The following is a 22,736-nucleotide window of genomic DNA, read 5'->3' as shown; positions in this document are numbered from 1 at the left end:
CGCCTTCGCCACAGGACGAAGGTATCGATATTGGCCAGCAAAGGAGTACACCTATGGCTACCACAATTCAACTGACGCAGTCTTCCTCCGATCTGATCGGCTACCTCAACGGTTGGACGAGCGGTTTCGGTTCGACATACGGTGCGTTCTACGACGCTCAGACCAGCTCTCTCGCCACCACCACCATCGATCCGAACACGACCTATGAGGCGTGGGGCGATGGCAGCACCGGCGGCAAGGGCATCGTCATGAGCGGCGCTCTGCAGTACTCCCAGGGCAACCTGACGGGTTCGGTCGACAGCATCGTTCTGGGCACTGGCTACAGCCAGTCCACCAGCGGCATCGCCGTCAGCCAGCAGGAACTGCTGATCGATCCCGACAGCGCCTACTCGCTTGCCGGTGCCCGCGATCTTCTCGATCTTGCCGTTTATCAGCTCGCCCGCTTCGGTTCGCTTGCCGGTTTTTATGATTACTTCGCGGCCACTGGCACGGTCATCGAGGATACGGCTGCCTCCAACACCCTGACCGGCTTTGCCGGCGCAGACACCTTCGTATTCTCCGGCGGCAACGACGTTGTGGCGACTGGCCCGACCGGCACCTACGGCTACCAGGATGGCACGGATACGCTTGACGTTTCCGCCTGGGGGGCAACTTCGGTGGACGATTTGTTGTGGTATAACGATAATGGAAATGCCGTTATCCTTTCTGCCACAGACACGTCCGTCTCCGTCACACTGAATGGCGTCGATGCAAATGTGCTCGACGCATCGGACTTCATTTTCGCCAGCGCATCGGCGCTTGCCGCGTAAAGGAAAATCAGGCTGTGGGCTTTCAAAACCACCAGCAGACGCCGCCGCAGTCCCTCACTGCGGCGGTTGTTTCGCCCCTTAAAAGCACATTTCTCGGCGTTGCGCTCGTCAGCGGCGTGGTCAATATACTCGCGCTCACGTCGCCGCTCTTCATGCTGCAGGTTTATGACCGGGTCCTGGCAAGCGGCAGCCTGCCGACGCTGGTCGGGCTCGCCATTCTCGCGCTTGGCCTTTACGGCTTCCAGTGCCTGCTCGATATCATCCGCGCCCGCGTTCTGATCCGCATCGGTGAAGATTTCGACATGCGTTATTCCGGCAGGGTGCATGATGCGGTGGTGCGCCTGCCGCTCGTCAACCGCATGCCGGGCGACGGTTTGCAGCCGCTGCGCGATCTCGACAATGTGCGCGGTTTTCTCTCCGGTACGGGGCCGACGGCCTTTTTCGATCTGCCGTGGATGCCGCTTTATCTCGGCATATGTTTTCTGTTTCATTTCTGGATTGGCGTGACGGCGCTTGCCGGCGCGATATTGCTTGTCTCCCTGACGATCCTCACCAATATCTTCTCGCAGAAGCCGATCCGCGACACCATGGTCGAGAATATGGCCCGCAACCGGCAGCTGGAGGCCTCGCGCCGCAATGCCGAAGTCGTGCAGGCCATGGGGCTTGGCGGCCGGCTCGGAAAACGCTGGCAAATTTCCAACGAGGCCTATCTCGCCGCCAATCGCAAGGCCGGAGATGTGGCCGGCGGTCTCGGCAACATCGCGAAGTCTTTGCGGGTCGTGCTGCAATCGGCCATTCTGGCGGTCGGCGCCTGGCTCGTCATCAATCAGGAGGCCTCCGGCGGCGTGATGATCGCCAGTTCGATCATGATGGGCCGGGCGCTCGCGCCCGTTGATCTCGCCATTTCCAACTGGAAGTCCTTCGTGGCCGCCCGGCAGAGCTGGGCGCGGCTGAGGGAGCTTTTTGCACAGATGCCGGCCAATGCCGCCGCCATGGCCCTGCCGAAGCCTGAAAAGGAACTGCGGGTCGAAAACGTCGCCATCGTTCCGCCGGGAGAAAGAAAACCGACCGTCACCGGGCTTGGCTTCATCGTGACCGCCGGAAACGCGCTCGGCGTCATCGGTCCCTCCGGCTCGGGTAAATCCACGCTCGCGCGCATTCTCACCGGCGCGTGGATGCCGGCGGCCGGCAAGGTACGGCTGGACGGTGCAAGTTTCGAGCAATGGGACCGTGAGGCGCTGGGCCGCCATATCGGCTATCTGCCGCAGGGCGTGGAGCTGTTCGACGGCACGATCGGTGAAAATATCTCCCGTTTCGAGGATAATCCCGATCCTGACGCCATCATCGCGGCGGCCAGGGCTGCGGGTGCGCATGAACTGATCCTGCGTTTCGAAAAGGGTTATGACAGCGATATCGGCGAGGCGGGTTCGGCGCTTTCCGCCGGGCAGCGCCAGCGCATCGGCCTTGCCCGCGCGCTATACCGCGATCCTTTCATCGTCGTGCTGGACGAACCCAACGCCAATCTCGATGCGGAAGGCGAAGCCGCCGTGGTCAAGGCGATTGCCTCGGTCAAGGCGCGAGGCGGCATTGCCGTCGTCGTTGCCCACCGGCCGAGTGCCATCGGTGCTGTCGATTTCATTCTGATGATGGAAGAGGGGCGGATGAAGGCCTTCGGCCCGCGCGACGAGGTTCTGTCGAAGGTACTGCGCGTTCCGCAGGCGCAGGCGGCCAAGGGATTTACCGCATCCGCCCAGACGATCTCGCCGCTGCGCGTCGTCGCCAATACCCAGCCGCAGGCGTTGGTGCTGGAAGACGTCCGTGAAGAGAACAGCCAGGAAGGAGATGCGGATGTCAAACATTGACCAGCGCAGCCATGTGTCCCGCTCCATCCGCAAACATCTTGTTGCCGGCCTCGCTGCAGGTGTAGCGCTGCTGGCCGGCGTCGGCGGATGGGCTGCGACGACCAATCTTGCCGGCGCGGTTGTCGCCTCCGGCCATCTGGTTGTGGATTCCTACAGCAAGAAGGTGCAGCACCCGAGCGGCGGTGTCGTCGGCGAAATTCTGGTGAATGAGGGCGACAGGGTAAAGGCCGGCGATGTGGTCATGCGCCTTGATGCGACCCAGACCCGCGCCAACCTCGCCATCGTGACCAAGCGTCTGGATGAGCTGAATGCGCGCATGGCAAGGCTGGAGGCCGAGCGCGACGATCTGCCGGAACTCGTTTTTCCGCAGGCGCTGATGGCGCGAAAAGACGATGCCGATGTCGCCTCCGCCATGCGCAGCGAGACCAAGCTGTTCGAATTCCGCAAATCCTACCGAGAAGGGCGCAAAGCACAGCTTTCCGAACGCATCACCCAGTTCGAACATGAGATTGAGGGGCTGAAGGCGCAGGAAGTCGCCTATGATAACGGCCTTGCCGTGCTGGAGGCTGAAATCACCTCGCAGAAATCCCTGCGCGAACAGGGTATCGTTTCGGTGCAGAGGCTGAACAGCCTGCAGACGCAGGCCGCGACATTCGGCGGCGAGCGCGGCGAAAAAATCGCCTATCAGGCGCAGACGGCAGGGCGCATCACCGAAACCAGGCTGCAAATCCTGCAGATCGATCAGGAGTTGCGCACCGAGGTCGGGCGGGAACTGCGGGAAATACAGGCGCAGATGGGCGAATTCGTCGAGCGCAAGGTTGCCGCCGAAGACGAGCTGAAGCGCATCGATATCGTCGCGCCGCAATCCGGCATGGTGCATGAAATGGCCGTGCACACGGTGGGTGGCGTGGTGACGCCGGCGGATCCGATCATGCTCATCGTGCCTGACGGAGACGAGCTGGCGCTGGAGGTAAAGATCGTGCCGAAGGATATCGATCAGCTTCAGGTGGGGCAAAAGGCCATGCTGCGCATGACCGCCTTCAACCAGCGTGTCACGCCGGAACTGGAAGGCCATGTCAGCCGCATCGCGGCGGATATCACCACCGATCAGCGCAGCGGTCTCTCCTATTATCTGGCGCGGATTTCCGTGCCGGTCTCCGAGCGGCAGAAGCTGAACAATGCGCCGCTGGTGCCGGGCATGCCGGCCGAGGCGTTCATTCAGACCAGCGAAAGGACGGCGCTGTCCTATATCGCCAAGCCGCTGACCGACCAGATCAGCCGCGCCTTCCGGGAAGAGTAGGAATCCTGGTCCGGTTTCCGGGCTTTATCCGCCTTCGCCAAAACGAAAGGCGGCAAAGCCTTTCGTTTTTGTCGGGATCGCCCAGACGCCGCCCGAAAATGGTGCTTTCGCCAGCCTGTCTTCGGACATGTTGTGGCGGTGTGACGTCAGGAAAAGGAGGCTGAAATCAGGTCCTCCGAAGCACGGCATGGTGGGGTGCGGGACGGGCGCTGCGAGCACCTCCGCATGCCTGCCGTCGGCCGTGAAAACGTTCAACAGGCCAGCGGAAACGCCCGCGCTGTAATAGGTGCCGCTGCTGTCGAGACAGCCGCCATCGGGTCTTCCCGTCTCTTCCGTCATCCAGGCCACCAGCACGCCCTCATCAAATGTGCCGTTTCTGCTGTCGAATTTTCGCCGGCGTATCCATTTCTGGACGGAATCGCTCTGCCACATGATGGAGCCGTCTGGGGAAAAGGCGAGGCCGTTCGGGCATGTCAGGCCGGTCTGCATGCGCTCGGCGCTTTTTTCGGTGATCCGCCAAAGTTCACCATGGGGCTCCATGTCCGCGAGTGGCACATTGTGCATGGTTCCCACCCAGAAGGCGCCGTCGGGGCCGATTCGTCCGTCGTTGAGCCGGCAGGGAATGCCGTCCGGTGACGGCAGGGAGTGGAGAAGGCGTGTTTCGCCGCTCTCCGGATCGAGGATGACGATATCCATGCCGCAGGCGACGATGAGGTCGCCGTTCCGACAGAGACCGAGACTCGAGACCGTATGGGGAAACGCCCATTCGCGATAAAGGCCAGGCTCAAGCGCTGCGGACCGCACCGCCTTGCCGAGTATATCGCACCAGAAAAGCACCTGTCGCCGCTCATCCCAAACGGGGGATTCCGCAAGCGTGCTCATCGTGTCGCACAGAAGTTTCGCCTGCGACATGGCAGGCGCTTTTTCAGGAGTTGCCGTATTCATGATGCTCGAACCGTTGAAGATGATGGCGCAGATTTATTCGAAATAGTCCTGATGGTTCTCGAAAACCTGCGAAAGAATGCCGAGGACGCGTCTCAGGTGTTTGCGCAAACCATCGGTCGCACGGGCTTCGTCCCCGGCCTTGATCGCATCGTAAACCGCTTCATGTTCGGAGAGCAGCCGCGCCATATGCGCCTCGTCGGTGATGGCGAGCGCGCGCAGGCGGTCCAGCCCCGCCTTTTCGCGGATCAATAGCGTCTCCAGCCTCTCAAGCCCCGTCGCGGCGGCAAGCGCGCTGTGGAACTGGTCGTCATGCACACGGAAAGCCTTTCTGTCCCCGCGGTGCATGGCTGCACGTTGGCCGGTGAGGGCGTGTTCGATCTCGTGCTCGGCCTCCGCCGTTATGCCGATCTGGCAGAGCCTGCAAACCGCAGCGACCTCCAGCGCCTCGCGGATGAATTGCGCGCTGCGAATGTGCTTTTCCGATAATCTGGAGACATAGGTGCCACGGCTTGGCAGGGTGACGATCAGGCCGTCATCCCGCAGGCGGCTCAGCGCTTCGCGCACCGGCGTGCGGCTGGAACTGAACAACTGTCCGATCTCGTTCTCCGAAACCGCCTGGCCGGGAAAAAGCTCCCGGGAAAGGATCGCCGATTTCAGCGCGGAATAGATCTGGTCCACGACCGGACGATTAAGATCCAATCGCTCCATTGTCGGCACGGTCCCACCTGTTACGGGAATTTTTGGCATATACCCTCCAGCACTTTCATAACCGGTATACCGGAACACAAGTCTGTTGACAACCGGCATACCGGTATGCAAATGATCGCGTATTGGGAAGGAGGCTCCCGAAATGCAAAATATCAAGACCTGCGTCATCGTTGGCGCCGGAATGGTGGCGAAGACGCATGTGCTTGCCTGTGCGGCAAGTCCGGAAAAAATTCGCCTGAAGGGTTTAGTCGATAGCGGCTCCGGCCGCGCCAGGGCGCTGGCCGCCGAAGCGTCGAAACATACAGGATATGAGGTCGTCGTTTATTCCTCGGTCGAGGAAGCAGCGCGCGATGCGGATGTCGATTTCGCCATCATCGCAACGCCGCCGAATGCCCGCATCGATCTCGTCGGACAGCTCGCAAAGGCGGGCAAACACATTCTGATGGAAAAGCCCGTTGCCCGTAACACGAAGGAAGCCGGCGGGCTTGTCGCCCTATGTCGTGAAGCCGGCGTCACGCTTGGCATCATCTTCCAGCACCGCATGCGGGCTGCATCGCAAAAAGCCCGCGAGCTTGTGGATGGCGGGACGCTCGGAGCGCTCGGTCTCTGCGAAATTTCCGTGCCGTGGTGGCGCGCGCAATCCTATTATGATGAACCCGGCCGTGGCACACTCACACGCGACGGCGGCGGTGTCCTGATCTCCCAGGCAATTCACACCATCGATCTGGCATTGAGCCTTACAGGGCCGGTCTCGCGCGTTCAGGCCATGGCGGCGACGACGCGGTTTCATCGCATGGAAACCGAGGATTATGTCGCTGCCGGTCTGCGTTTCAAGAATGGCGCTGTCGGCTCGCTGGTGGCAAGCACTGCCAGTTTTCCCGGTGCTCCGGAATCGATTGTCCTGCATTTCGACAATGCCAGCCTGCGGCTCGCCTCGGGCCTCCTGCATGTCGACTGGCGCGATGGCCGGCAGGAGACCTTTGGCGGTGCGGCATCCGGCACGGGTGGCGGCGCCGACCCCATGGCTTTCACGCATGAATGGCATCAGGGCGTCTTCGAAGATTTCGCAGACGCCATCTCCTCAGGGCGCGCCCCGGTCGTCACCGGTGAAGCGGCTCTTTTGTCTCACAGATTGATCGACGCGATCATCAACTCGGCCGACACCGGCAAGGAAGTGGAACTGCAGGATGACTAAAGCAATCAAGTTCGTCGCTCTCGGCATAGAGCACCGGCACATTTTCGGCATGGCCCAGAACATGCTGGATGCCGGCGCGGAATTCGCCGGCTGGTGGACCGAAGGCGAGCCAGACGTGGTGGAAGGCTTCGTCAAGCGCTTCCCGGATGTGCCGCGCGCGGCCTCCAAGGAAGCTCTGCTGGCCGATGGCAGCATCGATCTCGTGCTGATCGCCGATATTCCCTCCAAGCGCGCCGATCTCGCCATCGCCGCCATGGAAGCCGGCAAGGACGTCATGTCCGACAAGCCCGGCTGCACCACATTCGAACAGCTTGATCGCCTTCGTCAGACCGTGGCGAAGACCAAGCGCATCTGGACTGTCGATTTCTCCGAGCGTTTTGAAGTTCCGAGCGTGACCAAGGCCGCTGAACTCGTTGCGCAGGGTGCGATTGGCCGTGTGATCCAGACCGTCGGCCTCGGCCCGCACCGCCTGAACCGCCAGATCCGCCCGAAGTGGTTCTTCGAGCGTGAAGCTTACGGCGGCATCATCACCGATATCGCCAGCCACCAGATCGACCAGTTCATGTTCTTCACCGGCTCGACCGAAGTGGAGATTGTGGCTGCCACCGTTGCCAACTATGCCAACCCGCGCGATCCGGGCTTGCAGGATTTCGGCGAAGTGGTGCTGCGCGGCGACAAGGGCCACGGCTATATCCGCGTCGACTGGTACACGCCCGATGCGCTGCCGACCTGGGGCGACGGCCGCCTCACCATCCTCGGCACCGAGGGTTACATCGAGCTGCGCAAATATGTCGATGTCGGCAACAAGGAAGGCACCGACCGTCTCATTCTCGTGAATGGGGACCGCTGCGAATATATTGACGCCTCCGGTGCCGGCCTGCCCTATTTCGGCCGGCTGTGCGACGACATCCGCAACCGCACCGAAACGGCGATGACGCAGGAGCATGTGTTCAAGGTATGCGACCTGTCGCTGCAGGCGCAGGCCAAGGCCGAAGGAGCAAAGGCATGATCGGCGTTGCAATCGTTGGTGCCGGCATCGGCGCCCTGCATCTGAAGGGTTATCAGGCGTTGCCGGAGCGCTTCTCCGTCAAGGCGATCTGCGACCTCGATCTCGAGCGCGCCCGCTCCGTGGCGGGTGAGGATACGTCCATCCGTCTGACGACCGATCTCGATGAGATTCTGGCCGATGAGAGCATTCAGCTCATCGACGTCTGCCTGCCGCCGCACCTGCATTTTCCCGTGACGCTGAAGGCGCATGCGGCGGGCAAGGATGTGGTTTGCGAAAAGCCGCTGGTCCGCTCGCTTGAAGAGGCAAATGCGCTCATCGACTCCGTCAAGAAGACCGGCCGTGGCGTGTTTCCCGTCTTCCAGTACCGTTTCGGACATGCGATGCGGCAGCTTCGCGCGCTCATCGATGCCGGCCTTGCGGGCAAGGCTTTCGTCGCGAGTTCGGAAGTTCACTGGAACCGTGGCGCCAGCTATTACGACATTCCGTGGCGCGGTACGTGGAAGGGCGAATGCGGCGGCGCTATCCTTGGCCATGCCATCCACGCCCATGATCTTCTCTGCCACGTTCTCGGCCCGGTCGACGAAGTGTTCGCCATGGCCGATACGCGCGTCAACACGATCGAAACCGAAGACTGCGCGGCGCTCAGCTTCCGCATGAAAAGCGGTGCGCTGGCGACGAGCTCGGTGACGCTCGGTGCCGCCGAAGATACGTCGCGACTCCGTTTCTGCTTCGAAGGCTTCACCGCCGAGAGCGGCACGCTGCCCTATCGCCCGGCCGAAGACACATGGCGTTTCATCGCGCGTGCACCGACCACGCAGGACCAGATCGACGCCGTTCTGGCGACGGTCGGCGATGGCGAAAACGGCTTTGCCGGTTTTGTGGAAGCCATTGCCGACGCGATGGAAGGACGCGGCGGCAAGGAAGTGACTGTGAACGATGGCTTGCAGTCCATCGAGCTCGTCACCGCCATTTATCGCTCGGTGCGGGAAGGAAAGCCGGTCCGCCTGTCCGACGCCGCAGAAGGCGAATGGATCAAGGGCTGGGCTCCGCGCGCATCCGCCAACGCATAATCATCTAAGGGAGGAAAAGAGATGATCGGTAAATACAGCATGGCATTGGCGCTCGCCATTGGCGCGGCGTCCTTTGCGGGCGCCGCCCAGGCGGCTGAGGAAGTGCGCTTCACCTGCGCTTATGACGGCAACGGCTGCGAAATTCTGAAAGACATTCTCGCGCGTTACGAAAAGCAGCATCCGGACGTGAAGATCGTCACCGACGTCGTGCCCTACAAGGCGCTGCTGGAAGGCCTGCCCGTGCAGCTTGCCGGCGGCAGCGGCCCGGATTTCGCAACCGTGACCGACCTTGGCGGCCTCAACCGCTATTATCTCGATCTCACGCCCTATGTGGACGCGAAATATTGGGAAGACAATTTCTCCAACGTGCTGAAATGGTATCGCAGCGGCCCTGACGACAAGGGCATCTACGGCATGCATACCCAGCTGACCATCACCGGCGCCTTCATCAACCGCACTTTGTTCGATCAGGCCAATGTCGCCGTTCCCGGCAAGGATGCGACGCTGGACGACTGGGCGAAGGCCGCCAATGCCGTCGCCAAGGCAACCGGCACGCCTTACCCGATGGCCATCGACCGTTCCGGCCACCGCATTGCCGGCCCGGCCATTTCCTATGGCGCGAAGATTTTCGACGCCGATGGTAAGCCCATTCTGGTTGATGAAGGTTTCACGACCTTCGTGAAGAAATTCGTGGAATGGAACAAGGACGGCACCATGGCGCGTGACGTATGGGCCGGGCAGGGCGGCAATACCTATCGTGACGCCGCACAGGAATTCATCAACGGCCAGCTCGTCTATTATTACTCGGGCAGCTGGCAGACCGCGCGTTTCGACAGCCAGGTCGGCGATGCGTTCGACTGGGAAGTCGTGCCGCAGCCCTGCGGTGGCGCAGCCTGCACCGGCATGCCTGGTGGTACCGGCATCGTCGGCTTCAAGCAGACCAAAAACCCGAAGATCGTTGCCGATATCCTGAACTTCATGGCTCAGGACGAGAATTATCTCGACTTCACCGTTCGCACCCGCAACGTTCCGGCCCATAAGGCCGTGGCCGACAAGGGCGTGACCTATACCGGTGCGACGCCTGCGACGCAGAAGGCCATGAACGCCTGGCTGGACCAGATCCCCGGCCTCAGCCCGATTGCCTATGCCTATCAGGGCTACAAGAACAATCGCGCCATGTTCAACATCTCCGTCCAGCGCATCACGCAGGCCATCGTCGGTGAAAGCACTGTTGATGAGGCCATGGCCCGCGCGAAGACGGACCTCGAGGAAGCGTTGAAACAGGCGAAGTGATCCATCGCCTTCCGGCGCGGCGCATGCCGCGCCGCGCCGGATCGAAGGAGGACCCTCATGTATAAATTTCTTGCGCCCGTGATGGGCATCGTTGAACTGCCCTTTGCCTTTCTGCAAAAGGTTCTGGGCCATCGGCGAATTGCCTGGGTGTTTCTCACACCCAACCTGATCCTGTTTGCGGTCTTCGCCTTTCTGCCGATCGTGCTGAACATGGCCTATTCCGTGACAGGCAGCGAACACATATTGCTTTCCGAACGCCCTGCCGTGGGCGGCGAAAATTTCTCGGTCCTTCTTTCCTGTCAGAATTACCTCGACCCCAATTCCTGTCAGCGTGACCTGTTCTGGCGCTCCGTCTGGAACACGGTTTTCTTCGTGGTGCTGCAGGTTGGATTCATGGTCGGCTTCTCGCTGATCACGGCCATCGTGCTCAACCGCGATATCCGGGCGCGCGGGTTCTTCCGTGCCGTCTTTTTCTTCCCCGTGCTGCTGTCGCCCGTCGTTGTGGCCTTGATCTGGAAGTGGATTCTCCAGCGTTTCGGCGTTCTCAATGCGGCGATGGAGGGGCTGGGCCTCGGCTCGGTGGACTGGTTGCTCGAAGCCAATCTTGCCTTCGGCTGGTCGGTCTTCCTGTCGGTCTGGGCGCATATGGGCTTTTACACGCTCATTCTTCTGGCCGGCCTGCAGGCGATCCCGCGCGATGTCTATGAGGCGGCGCAGCTCGACAAGGCAAGCCCCTGGCGCATCTTCCGGCGCATCACGCTGCCGTTGCTTGCGCCCACCATGCTCGTCGTTCTCGTCCTCTCGCTCATCAAGGGCGTACAGACCTTCGACGAAGTCTTTGCCTTCACGGGTGGCGGCCCCGGTTCGGCGACGACCTTCATCATTCAGTTCATCTATCAGACCGGCTTTGCCGGGACGCCCCGCAATTTCGGCCTTGCGGCTGCCGCTTCGCTGCTGCTCGCCGTGGTGCTCGTGGTGCTGACCGCCCTGCAATTCCGGGCAAACAGGAGCAAGGTCGATGGCTAGGATTGGCGCATTTCTGACCCGTACCCGCGGCCGCAACGGCAAGCTGCACTGGACCGACTGGCTTTCCTACGCCTATCTCGGCGTGGCGGTGCTGATGATGTTCGGTCCCGTCGTCTGGCTCGTGCTTTCCTCGTTCAAGACGGAAGCCGATCTCCAGCGCTTTCCGCCGCGCCTCCTGCCCTATAGCCAGGAAACCGTGGTGGTGGATGGGCAGGCAGCGCCGCTGCCGGCCTATGTCGACAAGGATGGCCGCAAGTTCGGCATGGTCCGCCGCATCGGCCTCGTGGCCCAGGTGGTTGACCCGGCCAAGCCAACCGAAGTCCTGAAGATGCCGTTCAACGAGCTGAAACCGGCTGAAAAAGTGGCGCTGGCGACGGAAAACTACACCGAGCTTTTCCAGCGCTTCAATTTCCCGCTCTATTTCTGGAACTCGACCTTCATCACGGTGACCTCCACCATCATCATGCTGATCGTCAATTCCATGGCGGCCTTCGCGCTCTCGAAATACCAGTTCAAGGGCAGGGGTGCGGTGCTGGCGCTGGTTGTCGGTACGCTGATGATCCCGCAGACCGTCGTGCTCGTGCCGCTGTTTCTCATCACCAGCCAGCTGGGCATGATCAATAGTCTCTGGGGCGTCATCATTCCCGGTGCAGCGACACCCACGGGCGTCTTCCTGCTGCGGCAATATATGCTGACGATCCCGGATGAAATCCTCGATGCGGCGCGTATGGACAAGGCGAGCGAGTGGAAAATCTACTGGCGCATCATCCTGCCGCTTTCGGCTCCGGCGCTTGCCGTTCTTGCCATCCTTGCGATCATGTGGCGCTGGAACGACTTCCTCTGGCCGCTGATCGTTCTGACCCGCAACGACAACTTCACCCTGCAACTGGCGCTCAACTCCTTCCAGGGGGAGATGACGACGGAATGGAGCAATCTTCTGGCCATGACGGTGCTGACACTCGCCCCGATCGCGCTGGTCTTCATGTTCCTGCAAAAATACATCGCCACCGGCATTGCATCGACGGGCGGCAAATAATCCTCAGGGAGGAAACACGACAATGGCAAGTATTCAGCTTCGTCAGGTCAAAAAGACATATGGTGCCCTCGATGTGATCAAGGGTGTCGATCTCGATATCAAACACGGCGAGTTCTGTGTTTTCGTCGGCCCTTCCGGCTGCGGCAAGTCGACCCTGCTGCGCATGATCTCCGGTCTCGAGGAGTTGAGCGGCGGCGATATCGTCATCGGCGGCGACGTGGTCAACACCGTGCCGGCGGCGGATCGCGGCCTTGCCATGGTGTTCCAGTCCTATGCCCTTTATCCGCATATGACGGTGCGCGAAAACCTGTCCTTCGGGCTTGAGAACATCGGCACCTCCAAAAAGGACATCGCCGAAAAGATCTCCCAGGTTTCCAAGATGCTGCAGATCGACCAGCTGCTGGAGCGTCGTCCGAAGGACCTTTCGGGCGGCCAGCGCCAGCGCGTCGCCATCGGCCGCGCGGTGGTGCGCGAGCCGCGCGTGTTCCTTTTCGACGAGCCGCTTTCCAACCTCGATGCGGAACTTCGCGTCGACATGCGCGGCGAGATTTCAAGCCTGCACCGGCGTCTCGGCAATACCATGATCTATGTGACGCACGATCAGGTGGAAGCCATGACCATGGCCGACAAGATCGCCGTCCTGCGCGCCGGCAAGCTCGAGCAATTCGGTGTGCCGCTCGATCTTTATAACCGCCCGGCCAATCTCTTCGTGGCAGGCTTCATCGGTTCGCCCAAGATGAACTTTTTTGCCGGCGAAGTGACGTCGGATGCAACGCCGTCGCTGAAGATCGCCACCGGCGAATTGATCCCGCTACCGCAGACCGGCTTTTCCTACAAGCCCGGCCAGAAGGTGACGCTCGGCGTCCGCCCGAACCATGTGCAGCCGGGTGAGGGCGGCGCGCTGACCATGTCTGTGCGCACCGCAGAACAGCTGGGCGGGGAATCCTATCTCTATGGTAATCTCGGCGATGGCACCCGGGTGACGCTGCATCTTTCCGGCCAGACCTCGACATCGGCGGACGAAGTCATCCGTTTGTCGGCGCCGCTGGAACATATCCATCTTTTCGATACGACGAGCGGGCTGACGCTCCGGCAGGACTGACAGCCTTTGGCGCAACCCGCAACGCAGGACCATTGACATGACCGATAGAAAACTCCGTTCCGACCGCTGGTTCGCTCCCGACGACCTGCGCAGCTTCGGCCACCGCTCACGCATGATGCAGCTCGGTTATGCGGAGGAGGATTTTGTCGGCAAACCCGTCATCGGTATCCTGAACACCTGGTCGGAGCTGAATACCTGTCACTCGCATTTCCCTGAAAGGGTGAAGGACGTGAAACGCGGCGTGTTGCAGGCCGGTGGTTTCCCCGTCGAAATGCCGTCGCTCTCGGTGGACGAAAGCTTCACCAAGCCGACATCGATGCTCTATCGCAACATGCTGGCGATGGAGACGGAAGAAATGATTCGCTCGCATCCGCTCGACGGGGTGGTGCTGATGGGTGGTTGCGACAAGACGACACCCGGCCTCGTGATGGGCGCGATCTCGGCCGGTGTGCCGATGATCTATCTGCCGGCAGGCCCGATGTTGCGCGGCAATTATGCCGGCAAGGTGCTGGGTTCGGGTTCGGATGCCTGGAAATATTGGGACGAGCGCCGTGCCGGTAACGTCACGGACGAGGAATGGCGTGGCGTGCAGGGCGGCATTGCCCGCTCCGCCGGTGTGTGCATGACCATGGGCACCGCCTCGACCATGACCGCCATCACCGACGCCCTTGGCCTCACCCTGCCGGGAGCTTCCTCCATTCCGGCGGTGGATGCCGAACACCAGCGCATGTCGGCAGGTTGCGGCCGGCGTATCGTGGAAATGGTGGCCGAGGAGCTGACGCCGGACCGTATTCTGACCGCGACCGCCTTTCGCAATGCCGCCATCGTCGCCATGGCGACCGGTTGCTCCACCAATGCCGTCGTGCATCTGATCGCCATGGCGCGGCGCGCCGGCGTGCCGATGACGCTGGATGAACTGGACGAACTTGGCCGGGTCACGCCGCTCATCGCCAATGTTCGCCCCTCCGGCAAAGACTATCTGATGGAGGACTTCTATTACGCCGGCGGTCTGCGGGCGCTGATGAAGCAGCTCGAAAGCCGTCTCGACTGTTCGGCGCTCACCGTGACCGGCCGCAGCATGGGCGAAAACCTCGAGGGTGCGAAGGTCTATAATGACGACGTCATTCGCTCGCTCGATAATCCCGTTTATGCGGAAGGCTCGCTTGCGGTGCTGCGCGGCAATCTTTGTCCGGATGGCGCTGTCATCAAGCCCGCCGCCTGCGATCCGAAATACCATGTTCACGAGGGCCCGGCGCTGGTCTTCGACAGCTATCCGGAGATGAAGAAGGCAATTGACGACGAAAACCTCGATGTCACGCCGGATCATGTGCTGGTGCTGCGCAATGCCGGTCCGCTGGGCGGTCCCGGATTTCCGGAATGGGGCATGCTGCCCATCCCCAAGGCGCTGATCAAGAAGGGCCACCGCGACATGGTGCGCATTTCCGATGCCCGCATGTCCGGCACCTCCTATGGCGCCTGCGTGCTGCATGTCGCGCCGGAAAGCTTCGTCGGCGGCCCGCTGGCGCTTCTGAAGACCGGCGATATCGTGCGCCTCGATCTGCCGCAGCGTCGTCTCGACATGCTGGTCAGCGAAGAGGAAATCGCCAGCCGCCGCGCCGCCTGGCAGGCGCCCGCGCCGCGTTATGAACGCGGCTATGGTTATCTCTTCTCTAAACACGTCACCCAGGCCGATGAAGGTTGCGATTTCGACTTCCTGCAGACGGATTTCGGCCGCACCGCCGGCGAGCCCGATATTTTCTAAGGACGCGATATGTTGAAGCGATTGCTCATCACCGGCGCCGGCGGCAAGCTGGGAAGCATGCTGCGCGGGCGGCTTGGCCATATCGCCGAGACCATCCGCCTTTCCGATGTCGTCGATCTCGGGGAGGCAGCGCCCCATGAGGAGCTTGTTCGCTGCCGGCTCGAAGACGAGGCGGCGGTTCATGAACTGGTGAAGGGCTGCGATGGCATCGTCCATCTCGGCGGTATTTCGGTGGAAAAGGCTTTTGATCCCATCGAGGCCGCCAATCTTCGCGGCGTCTACAATCTTTACGAGGCGGCGAGACAAAACGGCCTGCCGCGCATTCTCTTCGCGTCCAGCAACCACACGATCGGTTATTATCCGCAGGGACAGCAGCTTGAGCCGGAAACGCCCTTTCTGCCGGACGGCCTTTACGGCGTCTCGAAGATTTTCGGTGAAGCGATGGCAAGCCTCTACTACTCCAAATTCGGCCAGGAGACGGCCATCGTCCGTATAGGGTCCTGCGAAGAAAAGCCCTCCAACTGGCGGATGCTGTCGACCTGGCTCAGCTACGGTGACTTCGTCTCGCTGATCGAGGCCACCTTCCGCGTACAGAAACTCGGTTGCCCTGTCATCTGGGGTGTTTCCGCCAATGACGACAGCTGGTGGGATAATTCCCATGTCGATTTTCTCGGCTGGCAGCGCCGCGACAATGCCGCGCGCTACCGTGCGGAAATCGAAAGCGATGTGCCGCGCCCCGATCCCGAGGCCGCAATCGCAAAATATCAGGGCGGCGTCTTCACAGACGAGCCCATTCACAGGACTTGAAACACATCCATCCGCCCATTGCGAGGAGACAGACATGAACAATGAAACGCGCGAAAAACTGATGACGATTTCCGTGGCTACCCTGGCGACGGCGCTTTACAAGCGGGGTCTGCGCAACCAGGTCATTCAGGGCGTGCGCCCGCTGGGCTACAAGGGCAAGAATATGGTCGGCCCGGCCTTTACCCTGCGCTATATGCCGGCCCGCGAAGACCGCAACCAGCTTGTTGAATTCCGCAATCCCGCCCATCCGCAGCGCGTCGCCATCGAAACCTGCCCGCCGGGCCATGTGCTCGTCATGGACAGCCGCAAAGATGCGACCGCCGCCTCGGCCGGCGATATTCTTGTGACCCGCCTGATGGTTCGCGGCGGTGCCGGCATCGTTTCCGATGGCGGTTTCCGGGATGCGGCCACCATTGCCGAGCTGGATATTCCAGCATACCACACCCGCCCTTCCAGCCCCACCAACCTCACCAAACACGAGGCAATCGAGATCAACGGCCCGATTGGCTGCGGCGATGCGCCGGTGTTTCCGGGTGACATCATTGTCGGCGACGCCGATTGCGTCATCGTCATCCCGGCTGGCATTGCCGACGAGGTGGCGACCGAGGCGGTGGAAATGACGGCTTACGAGGATTTCGTGGTGGAACAGGTCAAGGCCGGCCAGACGATCATCGGGCTTTACCCCTGCACGAAGGAAGAGCACCAGACGGCTTTTGCCGAATGGCGCAAGAAGAACAACCGCTGAGTCTTATAGCCAGCCCAGTGCTTTCGCCGCGCGGATCGCCTCCGCGCGGCGTTTGCAATCCAGCTTGCGGAACAGGTTGCCGAGGTGAAACTTCACCGTCACTTCCGAGATGTTGAGCGTCTGGGCAATCTTCTTGTTCGACATGCCGCTGGCGAGCAGTTGCAGCATCTGCGCTTCCCGCTGCGAAAGCCCGCCATGCAGGGCGCGCGCCTGCGGTGAATTCACCGAGGCGGCGAAAATCGACAGCGCGGTGCGGACATCGGACGAGGTTTCGATGAAGCTGCGGATGCGGCGATTGTTCAGGAGCGGTGAGAGGAAGACGCGCTCCTCCGACAGGACGCCGCTGCAGCCAAGGCGGGTCGCCGATTCAAGGGCGGTGAGGATATGGGCGCGGGCGGCGGCGTTGTCGCGGCGCTGATGCGCGGCATAGCTCTGCCAGATACGCAGCGCGACCTTCTCGCGGTTGGTGACCTTGGGATTGGCGATCATCGCGTCGATCTGGCGGGAGAGATAGGCGCGCGGCGTGAAAAGATGCACCGCATCGCGCAGCCAGGCCATGACATAGGCGATCTCATCGCGGCGCGTCAGGCGGGAAAGATCCTCATGCGCGCTCTCCACCCAGTTGCGGCCCATGGGCATGCGGATCGCCGAAAGCGTCGCGGCCGCATCCGCCCAGCGGTTGGCGTTCTGATAGGCGATGGCCGTCCTGATCTCCATCATCGCATGGAATTGCAGCCCTTCCGACAGATGGATCCACAGACCGTCGAGAAAACCGGGGCGCACGGTCATCGGAAAATGATCGATCAGCACCTGTGAAGCATAGTGCAGGGCAAACTGCATCAGGCTCGGCCATATCTCGGCCGCAGCGAAATGATCGAATTCATGTTCGACAAAATGCAGCAGGTCGCGCGGTTTTCCCGCCTCATAGGCAAGACAGGCTTCCGCCAGTCGCAGCATCCGGAACTCCTGCACGGCGTCATGCGGCACCTGTTCCAGCCGCGCACGCGCCTCCTGCGCCGCGTGGCGTGCCAGAAGCGTATCGCCGCTCATCAGCCGCAGCACGATCTGGTGCAGATGGATGAAAAATTCCAGCAGCGGCTGCCCGCCCATCTTGCGCAGATAGATGAGCGCACGCGCTGCGGCAGCCTCCGCCTCGCGGAAATTGCGGCGGCGGATTTCGAATTCCAGCAACGCATTGTAATAGGCCGCCCATTTGCCGTGATCGTCCATGGGGTAGTCGGCCATGAACTCGGCGAGGCGGGTTATCACCGCGTCATTGGGCGTCAGGTCCTCGGCAATCATCAGGTTCAGCCGAAAGGTGCGTGCGGCGAAGGAAAACCGCGAGCCACGGGCAAGCACCTTCAGTGGATCGAGATAATCCGATCCGAGGCTCTTGCCGAGCAGATGGCGCACGCGCTGCAACTCACCCTGTTTCAGCAGGGCGCGGGTAACGGCGAAGAGCACGGTTTCATTCGTTGCGATCATATCCTGCGAAAACCGCATGATGATCTCGCGAAACCTGTCGACGCTGCTTCGATAGATCAGCTCGCGCCCATGGGCGCGTTCAAGGATTTGCGCGGCATGGGTCTCGTAACCACGGTTGAGCAGCATCGCCATAGCCGCAAGCGCCCGTCCTTCCTTTTCGAAAGCCGATGCGACCTCCACCACGGCGCTGCCTGCCTGCAGCGTGGCGAGACGTTCCCGTGCAGCCACGCCCAGAAGACGTATCAGGGTGGGGTGGCTGTCGGGATTTCCGGTGAGGAAAGGTGGCAGCAGTTCGGTCCAGTCCGCCTCTGGCTCCGCAGAGGGGTTTTCCAGCCAGAAGGAAAGCTCAACCGTCTGGGCGGGAGAAAGATGCGGCAGGTAGTTTTCCCGCAGATAGTCGACACACAGCGTTTCATCCGGAAAACGCGCCAGTGACAGAAAAGCCGGCCAACCCGCATAGTCGTGGAGTGCGAGGCGTTTCTGTTCAGGTGGCAGGTCTTTCACCTCGTCCTCACCAAGAAGCAGTTCATTCGGTCCGATGGTAAGCGAACCGCGATGCAGGATTTGCCGGGCCAGTCCGCTGATCCGTTGATCCGGCCTGCAGGCGATCACCACCAGACGCACCGCTTCCAGAATGGCGGCCGGCATGCGCGCGGCCCGTGCGAAAACCGGCACGTCCCACAGGAGACAGCCATTCGCGGTCTCGTCGCTTCGCGGCTGGTGCGTGCGGCACACTTCGGTTCCGAGCTCTTTTGCGAGCATTTCCAGCAACACGCTTTTTCCCGCACCCGCAGGCGCCCGCAGAAAGACCACGCCGGCGGTCTCGCTGGCGATGCGACGGCAGAGGCGGGTGCGGGGAAGCAGCGTCATTCGCAAAGGCATAGGGGATTTAATCTTGAAAACCTATACTCATCTTTCAAAAAACTATACCTTTTCCAGATTGTTCAAAGGGACATGTGGTGAAAACTTGTGCTCACGCAACCGATGCACAAGGAACGTTCCACCGATGCAGCAACATCCGCTGGTCGCGATTTTGAACAGGCTCGGCACCTTCGTGCTGGTCATGATCGCCCTGTCCATCATGATTTTCGTGCTCGCCCGCGTGGTGCCGGGCGATCCCGCGCGTATGGCGCTCGGTCCTGCGGCAACGCAGGAGCAGGTGGATGCGCTGCGCGGTGAGATGGGCCTCGACAAGCCGCTCGCCGTCCAATATCTCGACTATATCGGCAATGCCCTGCACGGCGATCTTGGTTTCTCGCTGGTGTCGCAACGCCCGGTGACTACCGATCTGGCGCAGACCGTTCCGGCTACCGTGGAGCTGGTACTTGTCTCGGTCATCTTCATGTTTGCCGTTGCCATCCCTCTCGGCGTCATCACGGCGCATTACCGCGACCGGCCGCTTGACCATATCGGTCGCATCCTCTCGCTCACCGGGGTCACGATCCCGAGCTTTCTTTTCGCCATCACGCTGCAATTGCTGGCCGCCCGGTTTCTCTCCGGCTGGCCGATCATCGGCAGGCTCGATCACGGGCTTGGCTGGCAGGGCGGCCCGACGGGCTTCATCCTCATCGACGGCACGCTGGCCGGACGTTTCGACGTCGTGCTCGATGCGCTGAAGCATCTCGCACTGCCGGCCTTCGCACTTTCCATGGCAGGCATCGGCCAGATCACCCGCATCACGCGCTCCTCGATGATCGAGAACCAGCGCAAGGACCATGTGCTCACCCTGCAAAGCTTCGGCGTGCCGGAGCGGGTCATCATCTTCCGTTACCTGCTGAAGCTCTCTTCCATCGCGCCGCTGACGATCATGGGTCTCGAATTCGCGTCGCTGATCGGCAATGCCTTCGTGATCGAGATGGTCTTTGCCTGGGGCGGGTTCGCTTCTTACGGGCTGAACGCCATCCTGCAGAAAGACCTCAATGCCGTGACCGCCGTGGTGCTGGTGGCCGGCCTGTTCTTCATCGTTGCGAACCTGATCGTGGATGTCCTGATCTCGATCATCGACCCGCGCCTGCGCCGCAAGGAGGCTCGCTGATGGCTGATATGAAAATGCTCGAACCCACCGATCGGGGCTTAAGCGCCGGTTACATGATGTGGTATCGCTTCAGCCGCAATCCGGCGGCGGTCATCGGCTCGCTGATCCTGCTATCGGTGCTGGTGCTGGCGGTCTTCGCGCCATGGCTCACGCCCTATCCCAAACATATCGGCGCGGTCGTCGATTTCCGCGCCCGCCATATGCCGCCGGATCTGGAGCACTGGTTCGGCACCGACAAGGCGGGGCGCGATATCTTTTCGCGTACCATCTTCGGGCTGCGGGTCTCGCTGCTTCTCGTCATCGGCGTGCTCGGCATTTCGGTGCCGGTCGGAACCGTGCTTGGCCTGATCGCCGGTTATTTCGGTGGCTGGACTGAAAAGCTCATCAGCGGTCTGACGAATGTGATGCTGGCCATGCCGCCGCTCGTCATGGCGCTCGCTGTCTCCAACCTGCTGGAACCGACGCTGATGAACGCCATGATCGCGATCACGCTGCTATGGTGGACCTGGCATGCGCGGCTGATCTATTCGGTGTCGAAGTCAATCGCCTCGGAAGACTATATCGAGGCGGCGCGTCTTGCCGGTGCCGGGCCGCTGCATATCCTCTTTCGCGAAATCCTGCCCAATTGCGTCTCCGTCATATCGGTCAAGACCACGCTGGACGCCGCCTTCGTCATTCTGTTCGGCGCGACGCTGAGCTTCCTCGGTTTCGGCGTCAAACCGCCGACCCCTGACCTCGGTTCGATGGTTGCCGACGGGCGCCAGTTCATGCCGGATTTCTGGTGGGAAGTGCTCTGCCCCGGTGCGGCTGTGCTTTACGTGACGCTGGGTTTCAACCTGCTGGGCGACGGCCTGCGCGACATGTTCGACGTGGAAAGCTAAGGCCATGACTGAACCGCTTCTCAAGGTCGAAAACCTCAACGTCACCTTCACCAATTATGGCCGCACCCGGCAGGTGCTGCGCGATGTCGCCTTCACGGTTGCCGCCGGCGAGCGCGTGGCGCTGATCGGCGAAACCGGATCGGGAAAATCCGTCACCGCCAAGGCGATCATTGGCACTTTGCCGAAGAATGCCGCGATCACCTCCGGTGCGATCGTCATCGATGGCCGGGATGTGCTGTCCATGCCGCGCAGGGAGCGTGAGGCGCTGAAGGGCACGGCGTTTTCGCTGATCATGCAGGACCCGCTATCGTCCTTCAATCCGGTCTTCAAGATCGGCACGCATCTCGATGATGTCATGCGTTTTGCCGACAAGCGCGACGGCATCAACTCGTCCAAGGCCGAGCGCCGCAACCGTATCGCGGCCGTGCTGCGTCGGGTACAGCTCGCGGATACCGAACGGGTCATGAACGCCTATCCCTCCGAACTTTCGGGCGGCATGCGCCAGCGCGTGCTGATAGGACTTGCGCTGCTGCACCAGCCGAAGCTCCTGATCGCCGACGAACCGGGCACGGCGCTTGACGTGACGACGCAGGATGAAATCCTCAACCTTATCAACCAGCTGGTCGCCGAAGAAAACATGGCGCTGCTGATGATCACCCACAATCTCGGCGTCGTGCGTAAGGTGGCGGACAGGGTCGTGGTCATGCACCACGGCGATATCGTCGAGACCGGTCCTTGCAGGCAGATCCTACATGCTCCTGCCGAGGATTATACGCGTTCGCTGCTGGATGCCGTGCCGCCGCTCTATGGCCCGCGCGTTACCGATCTGGCGCAGAGCACGCGCTCGCCCATCGTCACCATCGAAGGGCTGAATAAGATTTACGGCCGCCGCAACGGTTATCACGCCGTCCGCGATGTGAACCTGACCCTGAAGGAAGGCGAGGTTTTCGGCCTTGCGGGTGAGTCAGGCTCCGGCAAGACCTCGGTTGCGCGCATGATCATGGGCCTTTCGCGTCCCACGTCTGGCAATCTTGTTATCGACGCCCCGACTCCTGAGCGCGGCAAGCGGCTGACGCAGATTGTCTATCAAAATCCGGGCACCTCGCTCAATCCGAAGCGCACGGTGAAACAGACGCTTGCCCTGCCGCTGAAATCCATAGGCATGGACGGGCCTGCGCGTGAAAGCCGCATGCAGGAACTGATGGGGCTGGTGCGGCTGCCGCAATCCTATCTCGGCAAATATCCGCACGAGCTTTCCGGTGGTCAGAAGCAGCGCGTGGCGATTGCCCGGGCGCTCGCGGCCGAGCCGAAAATCCTCATCCTCGATGAGCCGACGGCCGCACTTGATGTCTCCGTGCAGAAGACGGTTATCGACCTTCTGCTGCAGCTGCGCGAGGAGCTTGGCCTGACCTATCTGATGATCTCGCACGACCTGTCGCTGATGCGCAATTTCTGTTCGCGCGTCGCCATCATGCTGCGGGGCGAGATAGTCGAAGAGGGCGTGACGTCGGGGGTCTTCGCCGAGCCGACCCATCCCTATACCCGCGCCCTGATCGCGGCCATCCCCGTCGTCACCGACGAGGAAGAACGTCTCAAACCCATGGTGACCGAGGAGGAGCGCATGCGCTTCCTCGTAAAAACGACCGATTGATGAAAGAGGAGCCTG

19 protein-coding genes are annotated in these 22,736 nt (G+C 61.4%); 16 read left to right on the top strand and 3 right to left on the bottom strand.

Going from position 1 to position 22,736, the window contains the following annotated elements; all coding sequences use genetic code 11:
* Positions 1-53: 53 nt before the first annotated feature.
* The 3 genes from PH605_RS05875 to PH605_RS05865 are packed head-to-tail and all read left to right on the top strand — an operon-like array spanning position 54 to position 3,971.
* The gene (locus PH605_RS05875) at positions 54-809 is read left to right on the top strand and encodes a hypothetical protein (RefSeq protein ID WP_078052495.1); all 756 of its coding nucleotides are present in this window, start codon (positions 54-56) and stop codon (positions 807-809) included.
* A 14-nt stretch (positions 810-823) separates the two neighbouring features.
* Complete coding sequence (locus PH605_RS05870; protein WP_080857325.1) at positions 824-2,671, top strand: type I secretion system permease/ATPase; 1,848 nt, start codon at positions 824-826, stop codon at positions 2,669-2,671.
* A complete protein-coding gene (locus tag PH605_RS05865) occupies positions 2,658-3,971 on the top strand; it encodes an HlyD family type I secretion periplasmic adaptor subunit (RefSeq protein ID WP_142844650.1) in 1,314 nt (437 codons plus the stop codon). The genes PH605_RS05870 and PH605_RS05865 overlap by 14 nt, the downstream gene beginning before the upstream one ends.
* Before the next feature lie 24 nt (positions 3,972-3,995).
* Here the strand turns inward: PH605_RS05865 and PH605_RS05860 are convergent, their stop codons facing one another.
* Together PH605_RS05860 and PH605_RS05855 are read right to left on the bottom strand one after the other, a co-directional pair.
* The gene (locus tag PH605_RS05860; protein WP_161987816.1) at positions 3,996-4,916 is read right to left on the bottom strand and encodes an SMP-30/gluconolactonase/LRE family protein; all 921 of its coding nucleotides are present in this window, start codon (positions 4,914-4,916) and stop codon (positions 3,996-3,998) included.
* Between the two features lie 33 nt (positions 4,917-4,949).
* Positions 4,950-5,663 carry a GntR family transcriptional regulator gene (locus PH605_RS05855; protein WP_142844649.1) on the bottom strand — a complete coding sequence of 238 codons (714 nt, stop codon included), beginning with the start codon at positions 5,661-5,663 and terminating at the stop codon, positions 4,950-4,952.
* A 103-nt stretch (positions 5,664-5,766) separates the two neighbouring features.
* Between PH605_RS05855 and PH605_RS05850 the strand changes: the two genes are divergently transcribed.
* From PH605_RS05850 to PH605_RS05805, 10 genes are read left to right on the top strand one after another with little or no spacing between them, the layout of a single operon-like run.
* On the top strand, positions 5,767-6,819 hold the full coding sequence (locus PH605_RS05850; RefSeq protein WP_142844648.1) for a Gfo/Idh/MocA family protein: 1,053 nt from the start codon (positions 5,767-5,769) through the stop codon (positions 6,817-6,819).
* On the top strand, positions 6,812-7,828 hold the full coding sequence (locus PH605_RS05845) for a Gfo/Idh/MocA family protein (RefSeq protein ID WP_080854518.1): 1,017 nt from the start codon (positions 6,812-6,814) through the stop codon (positions 7,826-7,828). Before PH605_RS05850 ends, PH605_RS05845 begins: the two co-directional genes overlap by 8 nt.
* A complete protein-coding gene (locus PH605_RS05840) occupies positions 7,825-8,898 on the top strand; it encodes a Gfo/Idh/MocA family protein (protein ID WP_125145767.1) in 1,074 nt (357 codons plus the stop codon). Before PH605_RS05845 ends, PH605_RS05840 begins: the two co-directional genes overlap by 4 nt.
* Positions 8,899-8,919: 21 nt before the next feature.
* Positions 8,920-10,191, top strand: a complete 1,272-nt coding sequence (locus tag PH605_RS05835) for an ABC transporter substrate-binding protein (protein WP_125145766.1) — start codon at positions 8,920-8,922, stop codon at positions 10,189-10,191.
* 57 nt (positions 10,192-10,248) lie between these two features.
* Positions 10,249-11,217 (top strand): carbohydrate ABC transporter permease, encoded by a 969-nt coding sequence (locus PH605_RS05830; protein ID WP_020011947.1) that lies wholly within the window; start codon positions 10,249-10,251, stop codon positions 11,215-11,217.
* Complete coding sequence (locus PH605_RS05825; protein WP_121490429.1) at positions 11,210-12,253, top strand: carbohydrate ABC transporter permease; 1,044 nt, start codon at positions 11,210-11,212, stop codon at positions 12,251-12,253. Before PH605_RS05830 ends, PH605_RS05825 begins: the two co-directional genes overlap by 8 nt.
* Before the next feature lie 22 nt (positions 12,254-12,275).
* A complete protein-coding gene (locus PH605_RS05820; protein ID WP_142844647.1) occupies positions 12,276-13,355 on the top strand; it encodes an ABC transporter ATP-binding protein in 1,080 nt (359 codons plus the stop codon).
* 37 nt (positions 13,356-13,392) lie between these two features.
* On the top strand, positions 13,393-15,117 hold the full coding sequence (gene araD, locus PH605_RS05815; RefSeq protein WP_142844646.1) for an L-arabinonate dehydratase: 1,725 nt from the start codon (positions 13,393-13,395) through the stop codon (positions 15,115-15,117).
* 9 nt (positions 15,118-15,126) lie between these two features.
* The gene (locus PH605_RS05810; protein WP_142844645.1) at positions 15,127-15,924 is read left to right on the top strand and encodes an NAD-dependent epimerase/dehydratase family protein; all 798 of its coding nucleotides are present in this window, start codon (positions 15,127-15,129) and stop codon (positions 15,922-15,924) included.
* Positions 15,925-15,958: 34 nt separating this feature from the next.
* Positions 15,959-16,669: a ribonuclease activity regulator RraA gene (locus PH605_RS05805; protein ID WP_078052504.1), complete on the top strand. Its 711-nt coding sequence runs from the start codon at positions 15,959-15,961 to the stop codon at positions 16,667-16,669.
* A gap of 3 nt (positions 16,670-16,672) precedes the next feature.
* Here PH605_RS05805 and PH605_RS05800 read toward each other — a convergent pair whose 3' ends face one another.
* A complete protein-coding gene (locus PH605_RS05800) occupies positions 16,673-19,024 on the bottom strand; it encodes a helix-turn-helix transcriptional regulator (RefSeq protein WP_161987815.1) in 2,352 nt (783 codons plus the stop codon).
* Positions 19,025-19,160: 136 nt separating this feature from the next.
* Here PH605_RS05800 and PH605_RS05795 point away from each other — a divergent pair, with 136 nt between their 5' ends.
* The 3 genes from PH605_RS05795 to PH605_RS05785 are packed head-to-tail and all read left to right on the top strand — an operon-like array spanning position 19,161 to position 22,721.
* On the top strand, positions 19,161-20,189 hold the full coding sequence (locus PH605_RS05795; protein WP_059753288.1) for an ABC transporter permease: 1,029 nt from the start codon (positions 19,161-19,163) through the stop codon (positions 20,187-20,189).
* A complete protein-coding gene (locus PH605_RS05790; RefSeq protein WP_020813268.1) occupies positions 20,189-21,070 on the top strand; it encodes an ABC transporter permease in 882 nt (293 codons plus the stop codon). Before PH605_RS05795 ends, PH605_RS05790 begins: the two co-directional genes overlap by 1 nt.
* A gap of 4 nt (positions 21,071-21,074) precedes the next feature.
* Positions 21,075-22,721 carry an ATP-binding cassette domain-containing protein gene (locus PH605_RS05785; RefSeq protein WP_142844644.1) on the top strand — a complete coding sequence of 549 codons (1,647 nt, stop codon included), beginning with the start codon at positions 21,075-21,077 and terminating at the stop codon, positions 22,719-22,721.
* The last annotated feature ends 15 nt before the right edge of the window (positions 22,722-22,736 follow it).

It is taken from the genome of Agrobacterium sp. CFBP 3001 (assembly GCF_027871605.1).
Taxonomy (GTDB): domain Bacteria; phylum Pseudomonadota; class Alphaproteobacteria; order Rhizobiales; family Rhizobiaceae; genus Agrobacterium; species Agrobacterium leguminum.
This window is presented reverse-complemented; position numbering and strand designations above follow the sequence as displayed.

Excerpts from the sequence above, each read along its gene's own strand:
- PH605_RS05875 (WP_078052495.1), top strand. The coding sequence starts at position 54 with ATGGCTACCACAATTCAACTGACGCAGTCTTCCTCCGATCTGATCGGC.
- PH605_RS05865 (WP_142844650.1), top strand. The coding sequence starts at position 2,658 with ATGTCAAACATTGACCAGCGCAGCCATGTGTCCCGCTCCATCCGCAAA.
- PH605_RS05860 (WP_161987816.1), bottom strand. The coding sequence starts at position 4,916 with ATGAATACGGCAACTCCTGAAAAAGCGCCTGCCATGTCGCAGGCGAAA.
- PH605_RS05855 (WP_142844649.1), bottom strand. The coding sequence starts at position 5,663 with ATGCCAAAAATTCCCGTAACAGGTGGGACCGTGCCGACAATGGAGCGA.
- PH605_RS05850 (WP_142844648.1), top strand. The coding sequence starts at position 5,767 with ATGCAAAATATCAAGACCTGCGTCATCGTTGGCGCCGGAATGGTGGCG.
- PH605_RS05845 (WP_080854518.1), top strand. The coding sequence starts at position 6,812 with ATGACTAAAGCAATCAAGTTCGTCGCTCTCGGCATAGAGCACCGGCAC.
- PH605_RS05840 (WP_125145767.1), top strand. The coding sequence starts at position 7,825 with ATGATCGGCGTTGCAATCGTTGGTGCCGGCATCGGCGCCCTGCATCTG.
- PH605_RS05835 (WP_125145766.1), top strand. The coding sequence starts at position 8,920 with ATGATCGGTAAATACAGCATGGCATTGGCGCTCGCCATTGGCGCGGCG.
- PH605_RS05830 (WP_020011947.1), top strand. The coding sequence starts at position 10,249 with ATGTATAAATTTCTTGCGCCCGTGATGGGCATCGTTGAACTGCCCTTT.
- PH605_RS05825 (WP_121490429.1), top strand. The coding sequence starts at position 11,210 with ATGGCTAGGATTGGCGCATTTCTGACCCGTACCCGCGGCCGCAACGGC.
- PH605_RS05820 (WP_142844647.1), top strand. The coding sequence starts at position 12,276 with ATGGCAAGTATTCAGCTTCGTCAGGTCAAAAAGACATATGGTGCCCTC.
- araD (WP_142844646.1), top strand. The coding sequence starts at position 13,393 with ATGACCGATAGAAAACTCCGTTCCGACCGCTGGTTCGCTCCCGACGAC.
- PH605_RS05810 (WP_142844645.1), top strand. The coding sequence starts at position 15,127 with ATGTTGAAGCGATTGCTCATCACCGGCGCCGGCGGCAAGCTGGGAAGC.
- PH605_RS05805 (WP_078052504.1), top strand. The coding sequence starts at position 15,959 with ATGAACAATGAAACGCGCGAAAAACTGATGACGATTTCCGTGGCTACC.
- PH605_RS05800 (WP_161987815.1), bottom strand. The coding sequence starts at position 19,024 with ATGACGCTGCTTCCCCGCACCCGCCTCTGCCGTCGCATCGCCAGCGAG.
- PH605_RS05795 (WP_059753288.1), top strand. The coding sequence starts at position 19,161 with ATGCAGCAACATCCGCTGGTCGCGATTTTGAACAGGCTCGGCACCTTC.
- PH605_RS05790 (WP_020813268.1), top strand. The coding sequence starts at position 20,189 with ATGGCTGATATGAAAATGCTCGAACCCACCGATCGGGGCTTAAGCGCC.
- PH605_RS05785 (WP_142844644.1), top strand. The coding sequence starts at position 21,075 with ATGACTGAACCGCTTCTCAAGGTCGAAAACCTCAACGTCACCTTCACC.